The organism is Ruegeria sp. BA12, from assembly GCF_056539625.1.
Map to the genome: position 1 here is coordinate 51,661 of NZ_JBQFVF010000008.1, position 17,096 is coordinate 68,756.

15 protein-coding genes are annotated in these 17,096 nt (G+C 58.0%); 4 read left to right on the forward strand and 11 right to left on the reverse strand.

The window, feature by feature from the left end; genetic code table 11:
• Nucleotides 1–5 precede the first annotated feature (5 nt).
• From ACR0B0_RS15075 to ACR0B0_RS15085, 3 genes are all read right to left on the reverse strand, one after another.
• On the reverse strand, nt 6–518 hold the full coding sequence (locus ACR0B0_RS15075) for a TRAP transporter small permease (RefSeq protein WP_170350908.1): 513 nt from the start codon (nt 516–518) through the stop codon (nt 6–8).
• A 111-nt stretch (nt 519–629) separates the two neighbouring features.
• A complete protein-coding gene (locus ACR0B0_RS15080) occupies nt 630–1,775 on the reverse strand; it encodes a TRAP transporter substrate-binding protein (RefSeq protein ID WP_480648497.1) in 1,146 nt (381 codons plus the stop codon).
• A gap of 24 nt (nt 1,776–1,799) precedes the next feature.
• On the reverse strand, nt 1,800–1,985 hold the full coding sequence (locus ACR0B0_RS15085) for a hypothetical protein (protein WP_170350906.1): 186 nt from the start codon (nt 1,983–1,985) through the stop codon (nt 1,800–1,802).
• 138 nt (nt 1,986–2,123) lie between these two features.
• Here ACR0B0_RS15085 and ACR0B0_RS15090 point away from each other — a divergent pair, with 138 nt between their 5' ends.
• On the forward strand, nt 2,124–3,149 hold the full coding sequence (locus tag ACR0B0_RS15090; protein WP_480648499.1) for a LacI family DNA-binding transcriptional regulator: 1,026 nt from the start codon (nt 2,124–2,126) through the stop codon (nt 3,147–3,149).
• On the opposite strand, the gene ACR0B0_RS15095 is transcribed toward ACR0B0_RS15090, so the two are convergent.
• Together ACR0B0_RS15095 and ACR0B0_RS15100 are read right to left on the reverse strand one after the other, a co-directional pair.
• On the reverse strand, nt 3,146–4,117 hold the full coding sequence (locus tag ACR0B0_RS15095; protein ID WP_170350904.1) for a LysR family transcriptional regulator: 972 nt from the start codon (nt 4,115–4,117) through the stop codon (nt 3,146–3,148). The two genes, ACR0B0_RS15090 and ACR0B0_RS15095, sit on opposite strands and share 4 nt — an antisense overlap.
• A gap of 89 nt (nt 4,118–4,206) precedes the next feature.
• Complete coding sequence (locus ACR0B0_RS15100) at nt 4,207–6,642, reverse strand: GcvT family protein (RefSeq protein WP_480648501.1); 2,436 nt, start codon at nt 6,640–6,642, stop codon at nt 4,207–4,209.
• Nucleotides 6,643–6,824: 182 nt separating this feature from the next.
• Between ACR0B0_RS15100 and ACR0B0_RS15105 the strand changes: the two genes are divergently transcribed.
• Both ACR0B0_RS15105 and ACR0B0_RS15110 read left to right on the forward strand, forming a co-directional pair.
• Complete coding sequence (locus tag ACR0B0_RS15105; protein WP_480648503.1) at nt 6,825–8,345, forward strand: trimethylamine methyltransferase family protein; 1,521 nt, start codon at nt 6,825–6,827, stop codon at nt 8,343–8,345.
• Between the two features lie 72 nt (nt 8,346–8,417).
• On the forward strand, nt 8,418–9,389 hold the full coding sequence (locus tag ACR0B0_RS15110) for an agmatinase (protein ID WP_170350901.1): 972 nt from the start codon (nt 8,418–8,420) through the stop codon (nt 9,387–9,389).
• Here the strand turns inward: ACR0B0_RS15110 and ACR0B0_RS15115 are convergent.
• The 5 genes from ACR0B0_RS15115 to ACR0B0_RS15135 form a co-directional block, all read right to left on the reverse strand.
• Complete coding sequence (locus ACR0B0_RS15115; RefSeq protein ID WP_170350900.1) at nt 9,386–10,366, reverse strand: arginase family protein; 981 nt, start codon at nt 10,364–10,366, stop codon at nt 9,386–9,388. The genes ACR0B0_RS15110 and ACR0B0_RS15115 overlap by 4 nt on opposite strands.
• 54 nt (nt 10,367–10,420) lie before the next feature.
• Nucleotides 10,421–12,010 (reverse strand): ABC transporter permease, encoded by a 1,590-nt coding sequence (locus ACR0B0_RS15120; RefSeq protein ID WP_170362101.1) that lies wholly within the window; start codon nt 12,008–12,010, stop codon nt 10,421–10,423.
• Nucleotides 12,003–13,040 carry a quaternary amine ABC transporter ATP-binding protein gene (locus ACR0B0_RS15125; RefSeq protein WP_170350898.1) on the reverse strand — a complete coding sequence of 346 codons (1,038 nt, stop codon included), beginning with the start codon at nt 13,038–13,040 and terminating at the stop codon, nt 12,003–12,005. Before ACR0B0_RS15125 ends, ACR0B0_RS15120 begins: the two co-directional genes overlap by 8 nt.
• 77 nt (nt 13,041–13,117) lie before the next feature.
• The gene (locus tag ACR0B0_RS15130; protein ID WP_170350897.1) at nt 13,118–14,068 is read right to left on the reverse strand and encodes an ABC transporter substrate-binding protein; all 951 of its coding nucleotides are present in this window, start codon (nt 14,066–14,068) and stop codon (nt 13,118–13,120) included.
• Nucleotides 14,069–14,269: 201 nt separating this feature from the next.
• Entirely contained in the window at nt 14,270–14,506 is a 237-nt protein-coding gene (locus ACR0B0_RS15135; RefSeq protein WP_425082068.1) for a hypothetical protein, read from the reverse strand.
• A gap of 110 nt (nt 14,507–14,616) precedes the next feature.
• On the opposite strand from ACR0B0_RS15135, the gene ACR0B0_RS15140 reads away from it, so the two are divergent.
• Entirely contained in the window at nt 14,617–15,486 is an 870-nt protein-coding gene (locus ACR0B0_RS15140; RefSeq protein ID WP_170350895.1) for a bifunctional allantoicase/(S)-ureidoglycine aminohydrolase, read from the forward strand.
• 176 nt (nt 15,487–15,662) lie between these two features.
• Here ACR0B0_RS15140 and ACR0B0_RS15145 read toward each other — a convergent pair whose 3' ends face one another.
• Nucleotides 15,663–17,087 carry a uracil-xanthine permease family protein gene (locus ACR0B0_RS15145; RefSeq protein ID WP_170350894.1) on the reverse strand — a complete coding sequence of 475 codons (1,425 nt, stop codon included), beginning with the start codon at nt 17,085–17,087 and terminating at the stop codon, nt 15,663–15,665.
• Nucleotides 17,088–17,096: the final 9 nt, after the last annotated feature.

Consider the following 17,096-nt stretch of genomic DNA (forward strand, 5'->3'; position numbering starts at 1 on the left):
TCTCCTCAGTCAAACAGCTTGTCGCCTTCGAAAACGGGCGTGCCGTCACGAAGGGATTTCAAATCACGCAGGAAGGATTGGATCAGACGCCAGATCATCAGCGCGAATCCGGTGGGCACCGCCATCAGGAACCACACCTTGGACACTCGCAGCCCGTCCGTCACCGAGCCGAACTTGGCCGAAACGTGGACCGCCTCGAACGACCAGTAAAGTGCAATGATCGCCACGACGAACATCACCAGGTCGCCGAATATATACAACAGCGCTTTGGGTCGTTGCGGCAAGTAATGCATGATTACGTCGATGCGGATATGGGCGCGTTCCCGGACCGCAGCCGCAGCCCCGATCCACGCAAGATAAATGAAGGAATAGCGAACGATTTCCTCACCCCAGATCGAGGAAAACGCGAAAATCTCTCGCCGCAGAACCTCGATGGCCATTGTAATCACCAGCATCACGTAGAACACCAGCAGCAGCCAGCGTTCGGCGTTGCGGTCTATGTTTTGAAGAACGGTCATCGTATCCCTCGACAAAAGAGCAGTCAGGCGTTGGCCTTCTGTTACGGGCCGGTTTCGGCCTGACTGCTAAGGATGATAGCGGGCACGTTGGCTGCGCCCGTCGGCTTGGTATTACGCGTCGTGGACGTAGTATTTGCCCTGCGTTCCGGCCGCTTCGACCAGCTTTTCAAAATTGTCCATTGATCCGGCCAACTCGGTCTTGAACGGATCCCATTCCGACCGCTGATAGCCACCGACATCTTTCCACTCGGCCAACTGATCATCTGTCAGCGACTGGAATTGCACACCGGCCTTGTTCAGTTCAGCCATGGCAAAGGCGCGGGCCGAGGGTACTTTGGACAGGTTCTGGTGGCTGGTCATTTCCGCCCCCCACATGATGCCTTCCTGCACATCCGCAGGCATCGAGTTGAACCATTCAAGGTTACAGGAATAGACCTGACTGTCTGGCACCGCCTGCGTGAAGGTCACGTTGCTGAGAATGTCTTTAAACCCAAAGACATAAAGCGCGCCGACCGACGGATCGAGCGCATCGGCCACGCCTTGTTTGATTGCCGAAGGTGTTTCACCCCAGGCCACCGGCGTCGGGTTCGCGCCAACCATCCGGTAATATTGCTGCAACATCTTCGAGCCCGGCACGCGGAACTTGACACCGCTCATATCGCCCGGCGTGACGATTGGATTGCCGCCTTGACGCACCGCAACGACGCGCGGGTCGATCACCACATAGAACAGCGCCTTGAACCCTGCGGCCTCGACCTTTGGGTGAACCTCATTTTTCCAGGTGTCGGAATGCACCAGATTGGTGAAGCGTTGGTTCGAGCCGCACAGATAGGGCATGTTGATCAGGTCAACCGTGGACGCAAAAGGCGCGAAGTTCGACAGCGAATGCTGCGCGGCCTGAATGGTGCCGCCTTGCACTTTCTGCACCAGTGATCCGCCCGCACCCAGCTGACCACCCGGCGCCAGTTTCACATAAACCTTGCCATTGGTCGCATTCTGGATGTTTTCCTTCAGGTCCAGCTGCATGATCGGATAGCTGCGTGATGCGCCCAGCACGTAGGCCGTGGCGATTGTCATCACATGCTCTGCCGCGTTCTCGCGATCTTTCTCCTCTTTGGCGGTCTGCGCTGCGGCCTCGGACGACCACAGGACGCCACCCGCACCAGCGACCAGTGCGGCGGTGAAGGCACCACCTGCGCTGAGCTTTAGGAAATTGCGGCGCTCTGCCGAGGCCAGTTCTTTTCTGTCGTTGTTCATCAATTGCCCTCCCAAGCAAAAAAGTCAGCCGTCGCTTTCTGCGTCGCGGTCAGCTTCCCTTTTCAGAATTGCGACAACGAACAGGATCGACGCCGCGAACAGGACCAACATCTCTCCTACGTCCCCAAGAAACGCGCTGCCCGCAAATGCCCCCATGGCAACGTTCGCAAAATAGATGACGAACACGATGATGGATGCGGTCAGAAACATTTCTCAGGACTCCCTTTGGAATCGGTCCGGCCTCATTTGTAAGCGCTTACATGAAAAATGCAAGCGCTTACATAACGGCTTTCCTTGCGACCCGGTTAAGTTTAGACTTATTGGCAAAAGTGAATGGCGGATTTGAAAATGTCGAAACTTGGATCGGCGCCAACATTGGATGATGTGGCCAAACTGGCTGGCGTTTCGACCGCAACCGTATCACGTTGCCTCAACAACCCAGATCAGGTGGTCAAGGCGACGCGCCAGCGCGTTCAGTCAGCTGTAGACGCGCTGGGTTACGTGCCAAACTTTGCTGCGCGCGTGATGGCAGCCAAGCGGTCCTCGACGATTGGTGCGATTATTCCGACGATGGAGAACGCCATCTTCGCCCGTGGCCTGCAGGCGTTTCAGGAAGAATTGCACCAGCACGGATATACGCTGCTGGTCTCAAGTTCGGCCTACAAACCGGAGATCGAGGAAGAGCAGATCCGAACGCTGGTCGCGCGTGGCGCGGACGGCTTGCTGTTGATCGGACATGACCGCAAACCGCAGATTTACGAAAACCTTGAGCGATGGAAAATTCCAACTTTGGTCGCTTGGTCATACCTGCCCGATGGGCAGCTTCCCTGTATCGGCTTTGACAACCGTGCGGCAATGGCCGAACTGGCAAACCGTGTGATCGGTTTGGGCCACAGAAGGATCGGCGTGATTTCAGGCATCAGCGCAGGCAATGATCGCGCCCGCCTGCGGATCGAAGGTGTACAGGATGCGGTCAGACAGAATGATCTGACCTTGTCAGACCTGACTATCATCGAAACCCCTTATGAGATTGAAAACGGGGCCGCGGCCTTCTCGGGCTTGATGGCGCAGGATATGCCGCCTACCGCGATCCTGTGCGGCAACGATGTTTTGGCCGTGGGCGCCCTGCATCGGGCGCAGGAAATGGGATTGAGTGTGCCCGGGGACGTCTCCATCACCGGATTTGACGATATCGAGCTGGCCCGGATTGTCACGCCCCGCCTGACAACCGTACACGTCCCGCACCGGGAAATGGGCCGCAGGGCCGCATCAGAGCTGATCGGAATGCTTGAAAACCAGGCAGGTGGCAGCGGTAAGCGGCTGGCCACACATATCGTAGAGGGCCAATCCCTCGGGCCGCCTGCTGACAGCTAGGCGGCTTCGGCCTCCATGGTGCGGAAATCGTCTTTTAGCCAGGCATGGCTCGCACTCATGGGGTCGGTGAAATGCTGCCGTATCAGCGTCGCCATTACCTTTTGGATCAGTTTCGAGGTTGTTTCGGGATACACCTCGGTTGTGAACAGCGACACGGTGCGCACAAAGTTCCGCCCCGGAAACGGGATCGCCCTGAGACTATCGTGGAACCTCTGAGCGCGATGGAAACAGGCGGCGGTCGTAATTGCCCAGCCGCTACCCTCGGCAACCAGCCCGATGATCGAGTGATTGCATTCCAATTCGAACCGGTTGGGCAGGTTGTATTTGCTGCGGGTCAGCTGAATCTCGATCTGTTTGCCGATCATAAGGTCGCGTGAATAGCGCAGCAGAGGCAACTCTGCATCAGGCGTCAGCAGATCTTCGGGTGTACCCTGATATCCAATGGGCAGGATCACAATAAACGGATCGCGCATCAGCGGGTATTCGATCAGCCCTTCCGTCCGTTCCGAAGGCCGCGTGGCGACGCCTGCGTCAAGTTTATGCTCTTGCAGATTGGCGATGATCTCGTGGCTGGGGCGCGTATAGTGGCGAAAGCTGCATCGCGGCAGGGCCTGAGCCAGAAAGCGGAATAAATCCGGCGCGATCTGATTGTCGAAATCGTCGATCAGGGCCAGCCGCAGGTCCGTTGCATGCTGCCAGTTGCCGGACCGGATTTCAGCCTCGCCCCGTTTCAGCACAGTCAGCCCATCGCGAACATATCGCGCAAAAACCTCACCCGCAGGGGTCAGACCCATTGGGCGACGCCCGTGATCGACCAGATCGACGCCCAGCGCGCCCTCAAGGCTACGCAGGTGGTTCGAGACGGTGCTGATCGACAGCCCCGTCTCGGATGCGACCTGTTGGATCGACCCTGATTTGGCTACCAGCCGGAAGACTTCCAGCCAACGAAGGCTCAGAGATTTCGACACCGCGAACACCCATTGTTTCGATTTCTTCGAAACGAACCCAAGCAAAGTTTTGCGCTGGCGGCAATGGTGAAGTCGACTGACGGGCTGAATTACCCTCGCATCCGCTCGAATCCCGGATCGTAGGGTGACGGCGGTATGACCGTAGCGCGCACGCGATGACCGCAGGAATCCAGCTCCATTTCAGTCCCGATATCGGACAGTTCGGGATTGACAAACCCATGTGCCAGATTGAGCCCGGTGCGGTGCCCCCAATCGCCCGAGGTAATTGTGCCCACAACACGCTCACCTTGCATCAATGACGCGCCGGGATGCGCAGGCTGTTGTGTTGCGTGGACCTGCAGAGCAACCAGTTTTTTGCGCGCGCCCTCTGCCTGCCGTTTCAGTAATGCGTCGCGCCCGATAAATTCACCCTTGTTCAGCTTCACAAAGCGATCCAGCCCCGTCTCAAACGGATCAAATTCGGTGATCAGATCGGCCTTCCAATGTAGAAAGCTCTTCTCCATGCGCATGGATTCCACTGCCCGCGCGCCGAACAGTTTCAACCCGTGCGCGTCCCCGGCCTGACGCAATGCCAGATAGGCTGCATAAAGCGAGGCGTTGGGCACGTGGATTTCATAAGCCAGCTCACCCGAGAAACTGATACCCATAACCATCGCCGGGGCGATTCCGACAAAACATTCCCGCACGCTGAGCCACGGAAACGCCGCGGCGGACCAATCGCCACGTGCGCAGACGGACAATACTTCGCGGGCTTTCGGGCCAGCAAGCACCAGAATGGTCTGTTCGCTAGTCAGGCTGCGCAGTTGCACATCTTCACTGGCCCTAACATGCTGTGCCAGCCAATCCATGTCGTGAAATTCACTGGCGGCGGCCGAGCCATACCACAGACGGGCGGGGCCCCGATCGCTGGCGGGCAGGTTGGCAACGGTCGCCTCGGCCTTGACCATGCCGTGATGGTTCAACAAATACCCCAGCCCCACCCGGCCCTCGCGCCGGGTGACGGTGCCGCAGAACATCCGATCCAGAAATGCGTGCCGATCCGCACCCGTGATTTCGATCCGGTTGAAACCATTCACCTCGGCCAGCCCAACGCCGGTTTGCACATTTGCCACCTCAGCCGCGACCAGATCAAAGGTTTCGTCAAAATCGAAACTAAGCGTCGGAGAAAAGCTGGGGGAAGGCCTGATGTACTCTACCCTTTCCCACCCGTTGACCACGGTGAATTCCGCCCCTTCTGCCGCCAACACCGGCGTTAACGGCGTCGTCTTGGCCGGTCGTCCGGCAGGGCGGTGTTCATGGGGGAAGTGAAACCGGAATTCGTTCTGATAGTCTTCAATTGCTTTCAGCGCCGTGAGTTCCACATTCGCATGACCCGTGAATCGGCGCGGGTCCAGACACCAAGTGTCATAACAGGCCTCTCCATGCACGATCTGCTGGGCCAGCAGCCAACCGTGGCCGCCCCCTTCACCCAACCCCGCACGCAACCCGATGATACAGAACGCATTGCGTTTGCCGGGGATCGGCCCAACTAAAGGCGCGCCGTCAATGGTATAAGTGATCGGCCCGTTGACAATCGTATGAACCCCGACCTCCATCAGTGCGGGCATTCGGGCAAACGCGCCTTCGAGCACGTCAGTCACCCGGTCCAGATCATCCGGGCACAAGGCGTTGACGAAGTTTGGGTCGATCCCGTCCATCCCCCAGGTCTTGCAATCCTGCTCATAAAACCCCAGCAGCAGCCCGTTTTTTTCCTGTCGGCAGTAATAGTCGCTGATCGGGCAGCGCAGCAGAGGCATCCGGTGCCCCGCATCTCGGATGGCCGGGATTTCTTCGGTCAGGAAATACTGATGCTCCATCGACGCGACCGGATGGTGAACCCCCATCATCGCGCCAACCTCGTTAACCCTGTAGCCGCAGGCATTCACCACAACATCGCAGTCGATGTCGCCATGTTCGGTATGCACGGTCCAAGTGTCGTCGCTGTGTTGTGTCAAGGCCGTAACGGGGGTGTTGCGATACACCTCGGCCCCGGCTTTGCGCGCCCTGCGCGCCAGCGCCTGACACAGCTGGGCCGGGTCGATGTCTCCATCCATGGGATCCCACAGCCCGCCAATCAGGTTCTCGGTCGAGATCAAAGGGTGGCGGCGGGCGCATTCCTCGGCGTCGATCACTTCGAATTCCACATCCATCCCGCGTGCCATCGATGCGAAATGGCGATAGCCTTGCATCTGGGCCTGCGTGTTGGCGAGACGGATACCACCATCGCCATGATGATAGTTGATCGGATAATCCGGGTCCTCGGCCAGTTCCTTATACAACCGGATCGAATGAGATTTCAGACCGACCATTGTCTGGTTCATGCCGAAATTCGTAACCTGTGCCGCCGAATGCCATGTCGTGCCCGAGGTCAGCTCGTTCCGCTCGACCAAAACCACATCCGTCCACCCTTCTTGCGTCAGGTGGTACAGCGTCGAACATCCGGCGATCCCGCCGCCGATGACAACGACCTTGGTGCGCGACTTCATGGCTCTGCTCCCTCTTGTCCCCGACAAGTCTTGCGGAAAAAAGGGCTGAGCCGACAACAGAGGCATCGACTGTATTGAAAAATCGAAACTGCGATTGAGGATTTTGAAATTCGCAAATCCCCTTTGCCGTAGACTGGATTTGCCGATTAGGGTTTCCGAAAGACGCGCGGGAAAGGAAAGGGATGTCCTCGGAAGGTGCTAAACGAAGCGGTCGGCGGGCCCGGCATGCGCAGCGCGCGGCCAAGCCTGTGATCGATCCCTGTCCGCCCGGTCAAAAGGGCGGCGCGTTCAAGCCATTGACGCAGCCCGAGATCACACAAATCTACGACACCGCCCTGCGCCTGCTGGAAACATTGGGCATGGGCGAGGTGCCGGATCGGCTGGCCACAGATCTGCGGGCGGCTGGTGCGCAGCCGGGTGAACAGGGTCGGTTGGTGTTTCCACGAGAAATGGTAGAGCGCGTAATCCAGGGCGCCGCCAAGACATTCACCCTCCACGGTCGGGACGAAACCCGATCCATTCAGGTTGGCGGCGACCGCGTGTTCTTTGGCACCGGAGGAGCCGCCGTACAGACCCTGGACATGGATACCGGTCTGTACCGGCCTTCGACATTGGCTGATCTGCATGATTTCGCGCGGTTGCAGGACACGTTGGCCAATGTCAGCTGGTTCACTCGCTGTTGTGTGGCAACCGACCTGCCGGATGTACGTGATCTGGATGTCAACACGGTCTATGCGCTGGTGCGCAACACGACCAAACCAGTGGCAACTTCATTCACGCTGGCCGAGAATGTCGCCCCGATTGTCGAGATGCTGGATATCGTGGCCGGCGGGCCGGGTGAGTTCGCAAAACGCCCCTTTCTGAAGGCCCATATCAGCCCGGTAATATCTCCGCTGCGTTACGGCGAAGATGCTGTGGACGTGGTCTATGAATGTATCGCAAACAACATACCCATGTCCTGCATCACCGCAGCGCAAGCAGGTGCAACCGCCCCTGCAACACTCGCGGGGTTTCTGGCGCAATCGCTGGCCGAGACACTGGCCAGTTTGGTCATGGTCAACGCGATCCAGCCCGGCTTTCCGATGGTGTTTTCCAACTGGCCCTTCATCGTGGACCTGCGCACCGGCTCGTTTGCCGGGGGCAGCGGTGAAACCGCCATCCTGAACGCCGCTTCGGCGCAGATCACCAACTGGCTGGGTCTGCCCTCGGGTGTGGCGGCGTCGATGGCCGACGCAAAGGCCATCGACGCGCAATACGGCGCGGAAAAGGGGATGACATCGCTGGCTGCCGCACTGGCCGGGGGCAACCTGATCTATGAAAGCTCGGGCATGACTGCCTCGCTATTGGGTGTCAGTTTCGAGGCTTTTGTGTTGGATAACGAAATGCACTCGCACACCTACCGGGCGTTGCGTGGGATCGAAGTGACTGAGGAAAACCTGGGCTTCGACGCGATCTGCCATTCGGTTCTGGGAGACGGTCATTTTCTGGGCAGTTCGCATACGTACGCGGCGATGGAGCGGGATTACTTCTACCCGGACCTGGCCGATAGGAACGAGCCGCGCACGTGGCAGGAAGAAGGCGCACCAGACGCTTGGTCGGCGGCACGCGAAAAGGCCAAAGAGGTGTTGGCCAAGCATCATCCGAAGTATCTGACCGACGCTCAGGATGCCGAAATCCGCAAACGCTTTCGCATTCTGATCTGAACGCGCCAAACCATTTTCAATCGACAATTCTGCCGCTAGGCTCACCCGCAACCGACAGAGAATGGGGACCTCATGACCAATTCGTTTTTTCAGCCGGTCTCGGCGATGGAGCTTGCCCGGTTCGCCGGCATTCCCACCTTCATGCGGCTGCCCAGCATGACACTGGATCACGACCGCATTGCCGAGGTTGAACTGGGTCTTGTTGGCATTCCTTGGGATGGCGGCACCACCAACCGCCCAGGCGCGCGGCATGGTCCGCGTCAGCTGCGGGATTTTTCGACAATGATCCGCGCGATGAACCCGGTGACCGGGGTCGCGCCATTCTCAATGGTCAATTGCGCCGATCTCGGCGACGTCGCGCCGAACCCGGTGGATATCGGGGATACGCTGGAGCGGGTGACCGCGTTCTACTCGGATTTGCAGGATCGCGGCATCACCCCCCTGACCGCTGGAGGGGATCACCTGACCACCCTGCCCGTCCTGCGCGCGATGGCCAAATCCGGCCCGCTTGGCCTGATCCAGTTCGACAGCCATACCGACCTGTTCGACACCTATTTCGGTGGTCATAAGTTCACCCACGGCACCCCGTTCCGCCGCGCGGTCGAAGAAGGACTGGTCGACCCGAAACGTTTTGTTCAGGTCGGCATTCGCGGTACCGCCTATAACACGGAAGACATCGAATGGGGCGAGGCGCAGGGCATCCGCATCATCCGCATCGAGGAACTGTTCGATCGCGGCATCGACGACGTCATGACCGAAGTGCGTAGTATTGTCGGAACGGCACCGACCTATTGCACCTATGACATCGACTTCGTCGACCCGACCTATGCGCCCGGCACCGGCACGCCCGAAATCGGCGGGCCGAACAGTTTTCAGGCGCAGCAGGTCATTCGCAAGATGGCTGGCGTCAATTTGGTCGGGGCCGATCTGGTCGAGGTCGCGCCGCCTTTCGATCCCGAGGGCGGCACAGCCTGGCTTGGTATTTCGCTGATGTTCGAACTGCTCTGCGTGCTGGCACAGGCAGTGGATGCGCGGCGGTCTTAGGCCGCGCTGACGTTCTCAGCGATCATCGAGATCATCTCGAACATCACCGCCGCTGCTGTCAGGGCGGTGATGTTGTTGGGGCTGTCCTTGGTGGGCATCATGCAGACGACGTCGCCGCCCACAATGTTCAACCCGCGCGCGGCGTGCAGAATGCCGACGGCTTCGTCTATGTCGAAGCCCTTCTCACCGGGCTCCAGATTGGACACCGCAGGCGCAACCGTCGGGTCGAGGCAATCTAGATCAAAGGTGATATAGACCGGACGATCACCCAGAACCTCTTTAGTCTGCGCCACCACATCTGCAAGCCCGCGCTGGCGGAATTCGCGCATGGTGACGATGTTATAGCCATAGTCGTATGAGGGTTGCAGCCAGTCCAGACTGCGCGGATGGCCACGAAGACCGATCTGCATGGATCGTGTCGGGTCGACCTGCCCCTGATCGGCCAGATAAGCCCCCCAATGCGCCGCAGATTTCTTGGCACCCAGAAAGTGATCGACCTTGGTGAACACATCCGTGTGGGCGTCCAGATGCAGAAAGCTAATCGGCTCACCGCCCGCCAGCTTGCCCCGGCCCAACGCTTGCACGATTCCGCCCGTTATGGAGTGATCGCCACCCACCGAAACAGGCCGCGCACCAGCTGCATCGATATCTTTGTAAAACTGCGTGATGCGCTCGATGCAGTCCTCGTTGTCATTGGCCCTGGGGAACGGCACGTCGCCCACATCGGCAATCCGCGCAGTGTTCCAGGGATCGATCCCAAACAGCGAATGAACACGGCGCTGCACGGCCGAGACATGGCGCAAGGCGCGCGGACCGAGATGCTGATCCCGCTCGGTCGTGCCATTGCCGGTGGAATGGGGCACGCCAGCCAGCGCGATATCCTGCCCTTCAGGCCCGACATTCGGGCAGCGGAACAAGGTGGGCACCCCCCACCAGTAAAGGTTTTCCATCATGGATTGTTCATAACGGTCTGTCATTGTTGTCCCCGGTAAAAGAAAAACGCCCCCGGCGGAAACCGGGGGCGAGTATGTTCAGAGTTTCTCGTCTTCTCGCCGGAAGGCCCCTTGCACGATCCGGTCCATGACCATGGCCAGGAACAGGATTGCAAAGCCGCCCAGCAGGCCCGGACCCTTGGCGGCGTATTGCAGCGCCTCAAGGATTTCCTTGCCCAAACCACCACCGCCGATCAGCGAGATGATCACCACCATCGACAGACACATCAGGATGGTCTGGTTCACCCCGGTCATGATGGACGGCAAGGCCAGCGGGATTTCCACATCTTTCAGCAACTGCCATTTGGACGCGCCAAAGGCGACGGCCGCTTCCTTGATGCTTTCCGGAACCCCGCGCATACCCAGCGCAGTCAGACGGATCACCGGTGGCATGCCAAAGATGATCGTGGCCAGAATGCCCGGCGGGTTACCCGTGCCAAAGAAGGCAATGATCGGGATCAGATAGACGAAGGCCGGAAGCGTCTGCATCAAGTCCAGCACAGGTTCCGCTGCGCGATAGGCGCGTTTGGACTTGCCAAACCAGATGCCCAGCGGGATGCCGAACACAACACACAGCAGAACCGCAGCCCCAACCAGGGCCACTGTCTCCATCGCCACATCCCAGTAGCCCAGCAAGGCGATATAGGCCAGCGAAGACGCGGTGAAGATCGCCACGCGCGGACCCGCCGCACGCCATGCGGTCACGCAGATGACCAGCATCACAACCGGCCACGGCGACCCGATCAACGCCACCGTCAACGCATCCAGAACCGAACGGACACCGGCGACAATCCCGTCAAAGACGTCTCCCCCAGCAGCGGCAGCAGCGTCAATCCTCGCCTCCATCCAACTGGCCAGGTTAGAAAACAGCGTTCCCTCGCCCGGGCCCAAAATGATCTCGGACACCTGTTCCTCGGGGAAGGCATCCAACAGGGGCAACGAAGCGTTCACCGTGAACTTATAGACGATCAATGGCGCAATCGCGGCCACCAGAATGGCACCCATCACTGTGTTGCGCGTGGAACGGCCGCTTTCCGTACTGGCCGGATCCGTCCGCCATTTCGAATACTGCTTTTCATAGACCCGATCCGCGTAAAACCCCTGCACCAGTTTGAACACCAGCAGCATCAGCAGGCCAGTGACCATAATACCCACAGCCTCGGACTGTGCAGCAGCAGCCTTTTCAAAGCTGGAATCGGCGGCCTTTTGGATGTTTTCAGCCAGTTTGGTGAATCGGTCTATGTCGGCCTTTTCCGTGGCTTCCCCAGCCCGTTCCAGCAACTCGTTCGCGCGGGCCTGCTGGCGCTCGGCACGCTCGGCCAAGTCGGCCCCGGGGTTACCCCAGGCACCTCTACCGATCTGAACCCACGCGATGATTTCCAGGATCAGGAAGGTCCAGAACATGCCCCAGATTGCGCGCGACGCCGACCAGAAAGGCCCAAGCACCGCTGCCCACAGGTTGAACGTGTTCGGAACCGGGCTGGTTGCGTCATGGATTTTGTGGAACGCGTTGACATAGTAATCACCGCTCGGCCCGACGAAATCGTGAATGGACTGGTCCAGCGCCTCGCGGTCGACCTCGATATCTGAGGCGGCCGTTACTTTGACCTCTGTGGTTGCATCAGTCATTTTTGCCCCCCTGAATTCCGCGCAGCAGGCGCGGTTTGGTCACAACGCCCACATCGGCACCCGCGTCAGTGATGATCACTGGCATATCCGTATTGACGGCCAGGTCGATCAACTGATCCAGATCCGCCCCTTCGTCTGCACGTGGCGCGCCCTCGGTCGGGCCGGAATAGCTTTCCATGGGTTCCATGATCGAATGCGCCTTGACCAGTTTGAGCTTGGAGATGCCCTGTACAAACTCGCGCACATAGTCGTCCGCCGGGTTCATGACGATGTCTTCCGGCGTGCCGATCTGAACGATCACGCCGTCTTTCATGATCGCAATCCGGTGACCGATGCGAATGGCCTCATCCAGATCGTGAGTGATAAACAATGTCGTCTTCTGCAACTGCGCCACCAACGCCTTGAACTGATCCTGCAATTGCAAGCGGATCAGCGGGTCAAGGGCCGAAAACGGTTCGTCCATCAGCAGAATTTCCGGGTCCGAAGCCAACGCGCGGGCAATCCCCACCCGCTGCTGCATACCGCCCGACAGTTCTTTGGGCAGGCGATCCTCATATCCAGTCAGGTCCACCAGACCCAGCGCGTGATCGGAAACCGCCCAGCGTTTCGATTTGGAAACCTTTCGAATTTCCAGCGGATAGGCCACGTTATCGCGCACCGAACGGTGCGGCATCAGCGCCATATGTTGGAACACCATCCCGATCTGCTGTGCCCGAATGCGCCGCAGTTCATTTTCGGAAATCTTGGACACGTCGTGCCCCAGAATTTCGATCTTGCCTGCGGTCGGCTCGATCAGGCGGTTCACGTGCCGCACCAGCGTCGACTTGCCCGAGCCCGATAGGCCCATGATGCAGAAAATCTCTCCCCGAGGCACTTCGAAGGTGGCACCCTGCACACCCACGACACAATTAAATCTTTCCAGAACTTCGGGCTTTCCTATGCCCTCGTTCCGCACTGCGGTCATGGCTTCTTCGGCCCGTGCGCCAAAGATCTTCCAGACATCCGTCAGTTTTACGACTGTTTCTGTCATTTTTGTCCCTTCGATGCAGAACAGGCCGCCGGTCAACTCCGGCGGCCTGTCCGAGTTTCAGCCCTGATTGGCGTCACTCACTGTGACATCCAGTCCAAAACGGCATCTTCGTTGGCTGCCACCCACTCTTCCGCATAGGCAGCAGGCTCTTTGCCTTCGATCACCAGCGCATAGGTCATGGCGGAAACCGAATCGGTATCCAGCTTCATGTTGGCCAGCAATTGGGCAACTTCGGGATATTCATCCTCAAGCGCCTTTGCATAGTGCAGGTGCAGATAGGCCAGATCCCAGGCTACACCGGCCTCGGACTTTTCAAGCCAATCCGGATCGTCGGTGGGCTGAAGCACATTCCACTTGGACGCGTCATAGGCCGGCTCTTCCAGAATCTGCATATCGTGCAGGGCAAACACGTAGTGCGGCGTGTAGCAGAACCCGACCCATGGGTCGCCTGCCTTGATCGCATTGTCGAGGTTCGCATAGGCGACGGTCTCGTCAATCTCGGTCAGCTCCATAACCTGATCGTAGCCGTAGGACTTGGCCCGGATTTTTTCGACATTGGTCGAGGCCCAACCCGGCGCACCGATCCATACTTCACCCTGACCGTCACCATTGCTGTCGAACAGCGCGGCAATGTCGGGGTTGGTCAGATCGTCGATCGAACGGATGTCGTTGGCATCCGCTGTCGCCTTGTCGACACACATGCCCTGGAACGCTTCAACACCATTGGGGTTGAACGCAACGGTGCCTTTGTCGGTCACATAGGTGTCGTGCAGGTTCTGCTGGTTCGGCATCCAAACTTCGGGGTGAACATGCATCGCGCCCGAATCCATCGCCTCAAAAACGATTGGGTTGGTACCGTTCTGCAGTTCGACCTCAAGCCCGAGGTTCTGTTCAATCGCTACCTTCAGGATATGCGCTGTCGCATTCACCGATGGCCAGTTCGGCACACCGATCACGATGTCCGCGGCCATAGCAGGCCCGGCGATCGCCATTGATGCGCCTCCCAGTAGCGTTGCAAATTTTTTCATCTGATATCTCCATGTTGGTCGTCTTTAGTGCTTATTGTTGTCCCCGGTCTGACCGAGACGCACCTTTCGAACAAATTCCGGAAAGCCGAATTACCTGTCTTCTTAGGTAAACAACTTGCTACTCCGGGATTGCCCGAAAATTCAAACATGCCAGCACGCCGCCCATCAAGAGCTTCGCGCGACAAATTCCTTAATACGACATTATCGTAGGTTAGTTTCGCTTTTTTGCAAATCGAATGGCTGTGACGTCTGAATTTTTTGCATGAAGGCTTCTGGCATAACTTTGTCCATTTTGTTTAGAAAGATAACAACCGTGATGATAACCATGAAACGGTTGCGGGTTGGACCTACCCCAACCGGAAGATCAATTGTCATGGCCGCCAGAATAGCCAACCCTTCAGGGTCGCTCAGCAATACTGCTTGGTCCTGGCAGTGCATCAACGGGCACTTTCAAATCTTTTCGAATAGAGCTGTCGCCTCTTTGTGGGTGGTCGATGGATGTCACCGGCGCATATTTTAGAGCAAACGGTTATTCTTCAGGAGCATACATGAACGCCAAGTATTTCGCGCCGCACGGGGGCCATCCCGCGCAGGACCAACTGTTGACTGACCGCGCTGTTTTTACGGACGCTTATGCCGTCATTCCCAAAGGCACAATGCGGGACATCGTGACCAGCTTTTTGCCGTTTTGGGACGACACGCGCTTGTGGGTAATCTCGCGCCCGCTGAGCGGCTTTGCCGAAACATTCTCGCAATACATAATGGAGGTGCAGCCGGGCGGGGGTTCTGACCGGCCTGAGGTCGACCCCGAGGCCGAAGGCGTTTTGTTCGTTGTCGAAGGAACAGCGACGTTGAACGTCGAAGGCGAAACCTACGAATTGACCCCTGGTGGCTATGCCTATTTGCCTTGTGCAAGTGAATGGACGCTGCACAACCACGCTGAAGAAACGCTGCGGTTCCACTGGATCAGAAAAGCCTATGAGGCGGTCGAAGGGCTGGATAAGCCCGATGTTCTGATCCTCAACGAAAACGATATTGAGCCGACAACCATGCCCGGCACAGACGGCAAATGGGCCACAACACGGTTTGTCGACCCAAGTGACCTGCGTCACGACATGCATGTCACGATTGTCACGTTTGAGCCGGGTGCAGTCATCCCATTCCTCGAGACGCATGTAATGGAGCACGGGCTCTATGTCCTCGAAGGAAAAGCTGTTTACCGGTTGAACAATGACTGGGTCGAGGTTGAGGCCGGCGATTACATGTGGTTGCGCGCGTTTTGCCCCCAGGCCTGTTACGCAGGTGGTCCGGGCAAGTTCCGGTATCTTCTTTACAAGGATGTAAATCGACACATGGCACTGAGACCGGGATCGGTTGCCTACCCTCAGCAAAAGCGCCTCAGTACGGCGGCTAAATAGCAACTATATAGCCAGGAACATACGATGGGCCGCCTCGATTTCGGGGCGGCTTGGTCGTTCAGCCTCTGGTTCCTCAAATCTGATCCTGACAGTAGGATTTAGGAACAAACAAAAGCGGCGTACCTCGGCACGCCGCTTTTTTTACTGTGTCACGTGGAATGCCAATTCAGGCATCATTAGACGTGATCGTCATGTCCAATCGACCCCTGACCGTGACCTGCCATACCACCTGAAACCTCTTCGGTTGCCTCGTCCGAAAGTTCCTCGGGCAGAACCAGGTTCAAAACAATCGCGATGACGGCGGCGGGAAGGATGCCTGAGGTGGCCAGAACCTTTAATGTGCCGGGCAGATACTGCAAAGCACCGGGCTCAAGCTGCAATCCAAGGCCAAGGCTCAGCGCAATCGCAAAGATCACCATGTTGCGACGGTTCCAGTTCACGTCCGACAACATCGAGACACCCGCCGCGACCACCATGCCGAACATAACGATTACGCCACCGCCAAGCACTTCGATCGGGATGGATGAGATAATCGCACCAATTTTCGGGATCAGGCCACAAATGATCAAGAAAAGCGCACCGATGGTGACAACCATGCGGCTCATTACACCGGTCATGGCGATCAGACCGACGTTCTGGCTGAACGACGTATTTGGCAACGCGCCAAATAGGCCCGAGATTGCGGTGCCGACACCATCGGCATAGGTCGCGCCCTGAATTTCCTTGTCGGTCGCTTCTCGTCCAGCGCCGCCCTTGGTGATACCGGACACGTCGCCCACCGTTTCGACCGCTGATACAAAGGACATCGCGCAGAAGCCAATGATCGCCGCGACCGAAAATTCAATGCCGAAATGCAGCGGGTTCGGCAGTGCGAAGGAAGCCGCGTTGCCAACATTGCCCAGATTCACCTGACCAAGTGCAAATGCCACCGCGTACCCGACCAACAGGCCGATCAGCACCGCCGACACAGACAACATACCCCGCGCAAAGAACTTCAGACCAAGCGTGACCACGATCACGGTGCTTGCCATGAACCAGTTCAGGCCCGAGCCGTATTCTTCGGTACCGATGGCGGGCACACCGCCAGCGGCGTATTGAACGCCGACCTTCACAAGCGCCAAACCAATCATGGTCACCACAAGACCTGTCACCAGTGGCGGCAGCGCAAATCGAAGACGTCCGATGAACAGCCCCAAGAACGCATGGAACAGACCACCAACAACAACGCCGCCCATCAGGACAGCAATGGCATCAACGCCCTTTCCAACCACCAGCGGGATCATGATCGGGATGAAAGCGAACGATGTTCCCTGCACGATGGGCAAACGGGCTCCGACAGGACCCACACCAATGGACTGGAACAACGTGGCGACGCCCGCAAAGAACATCGACATCTGGATCATGTAGATCATCTGCGGAAAATCAGGACTGTTCGAGCCGAACCCAAATCCGGCCGCGCCGCAAACGATAATGGCTGGCGTAACGTTCGAGACGAACATCGCCAGCACGTGCTGAATGCCCAGTGGGACCGCTTTGATAAGTGGTGGTGAGTAATTCGGATCGCGGAGCTGCTCCGGCGTTCCGATGGTTGCATCTGACATTTTGTCTTT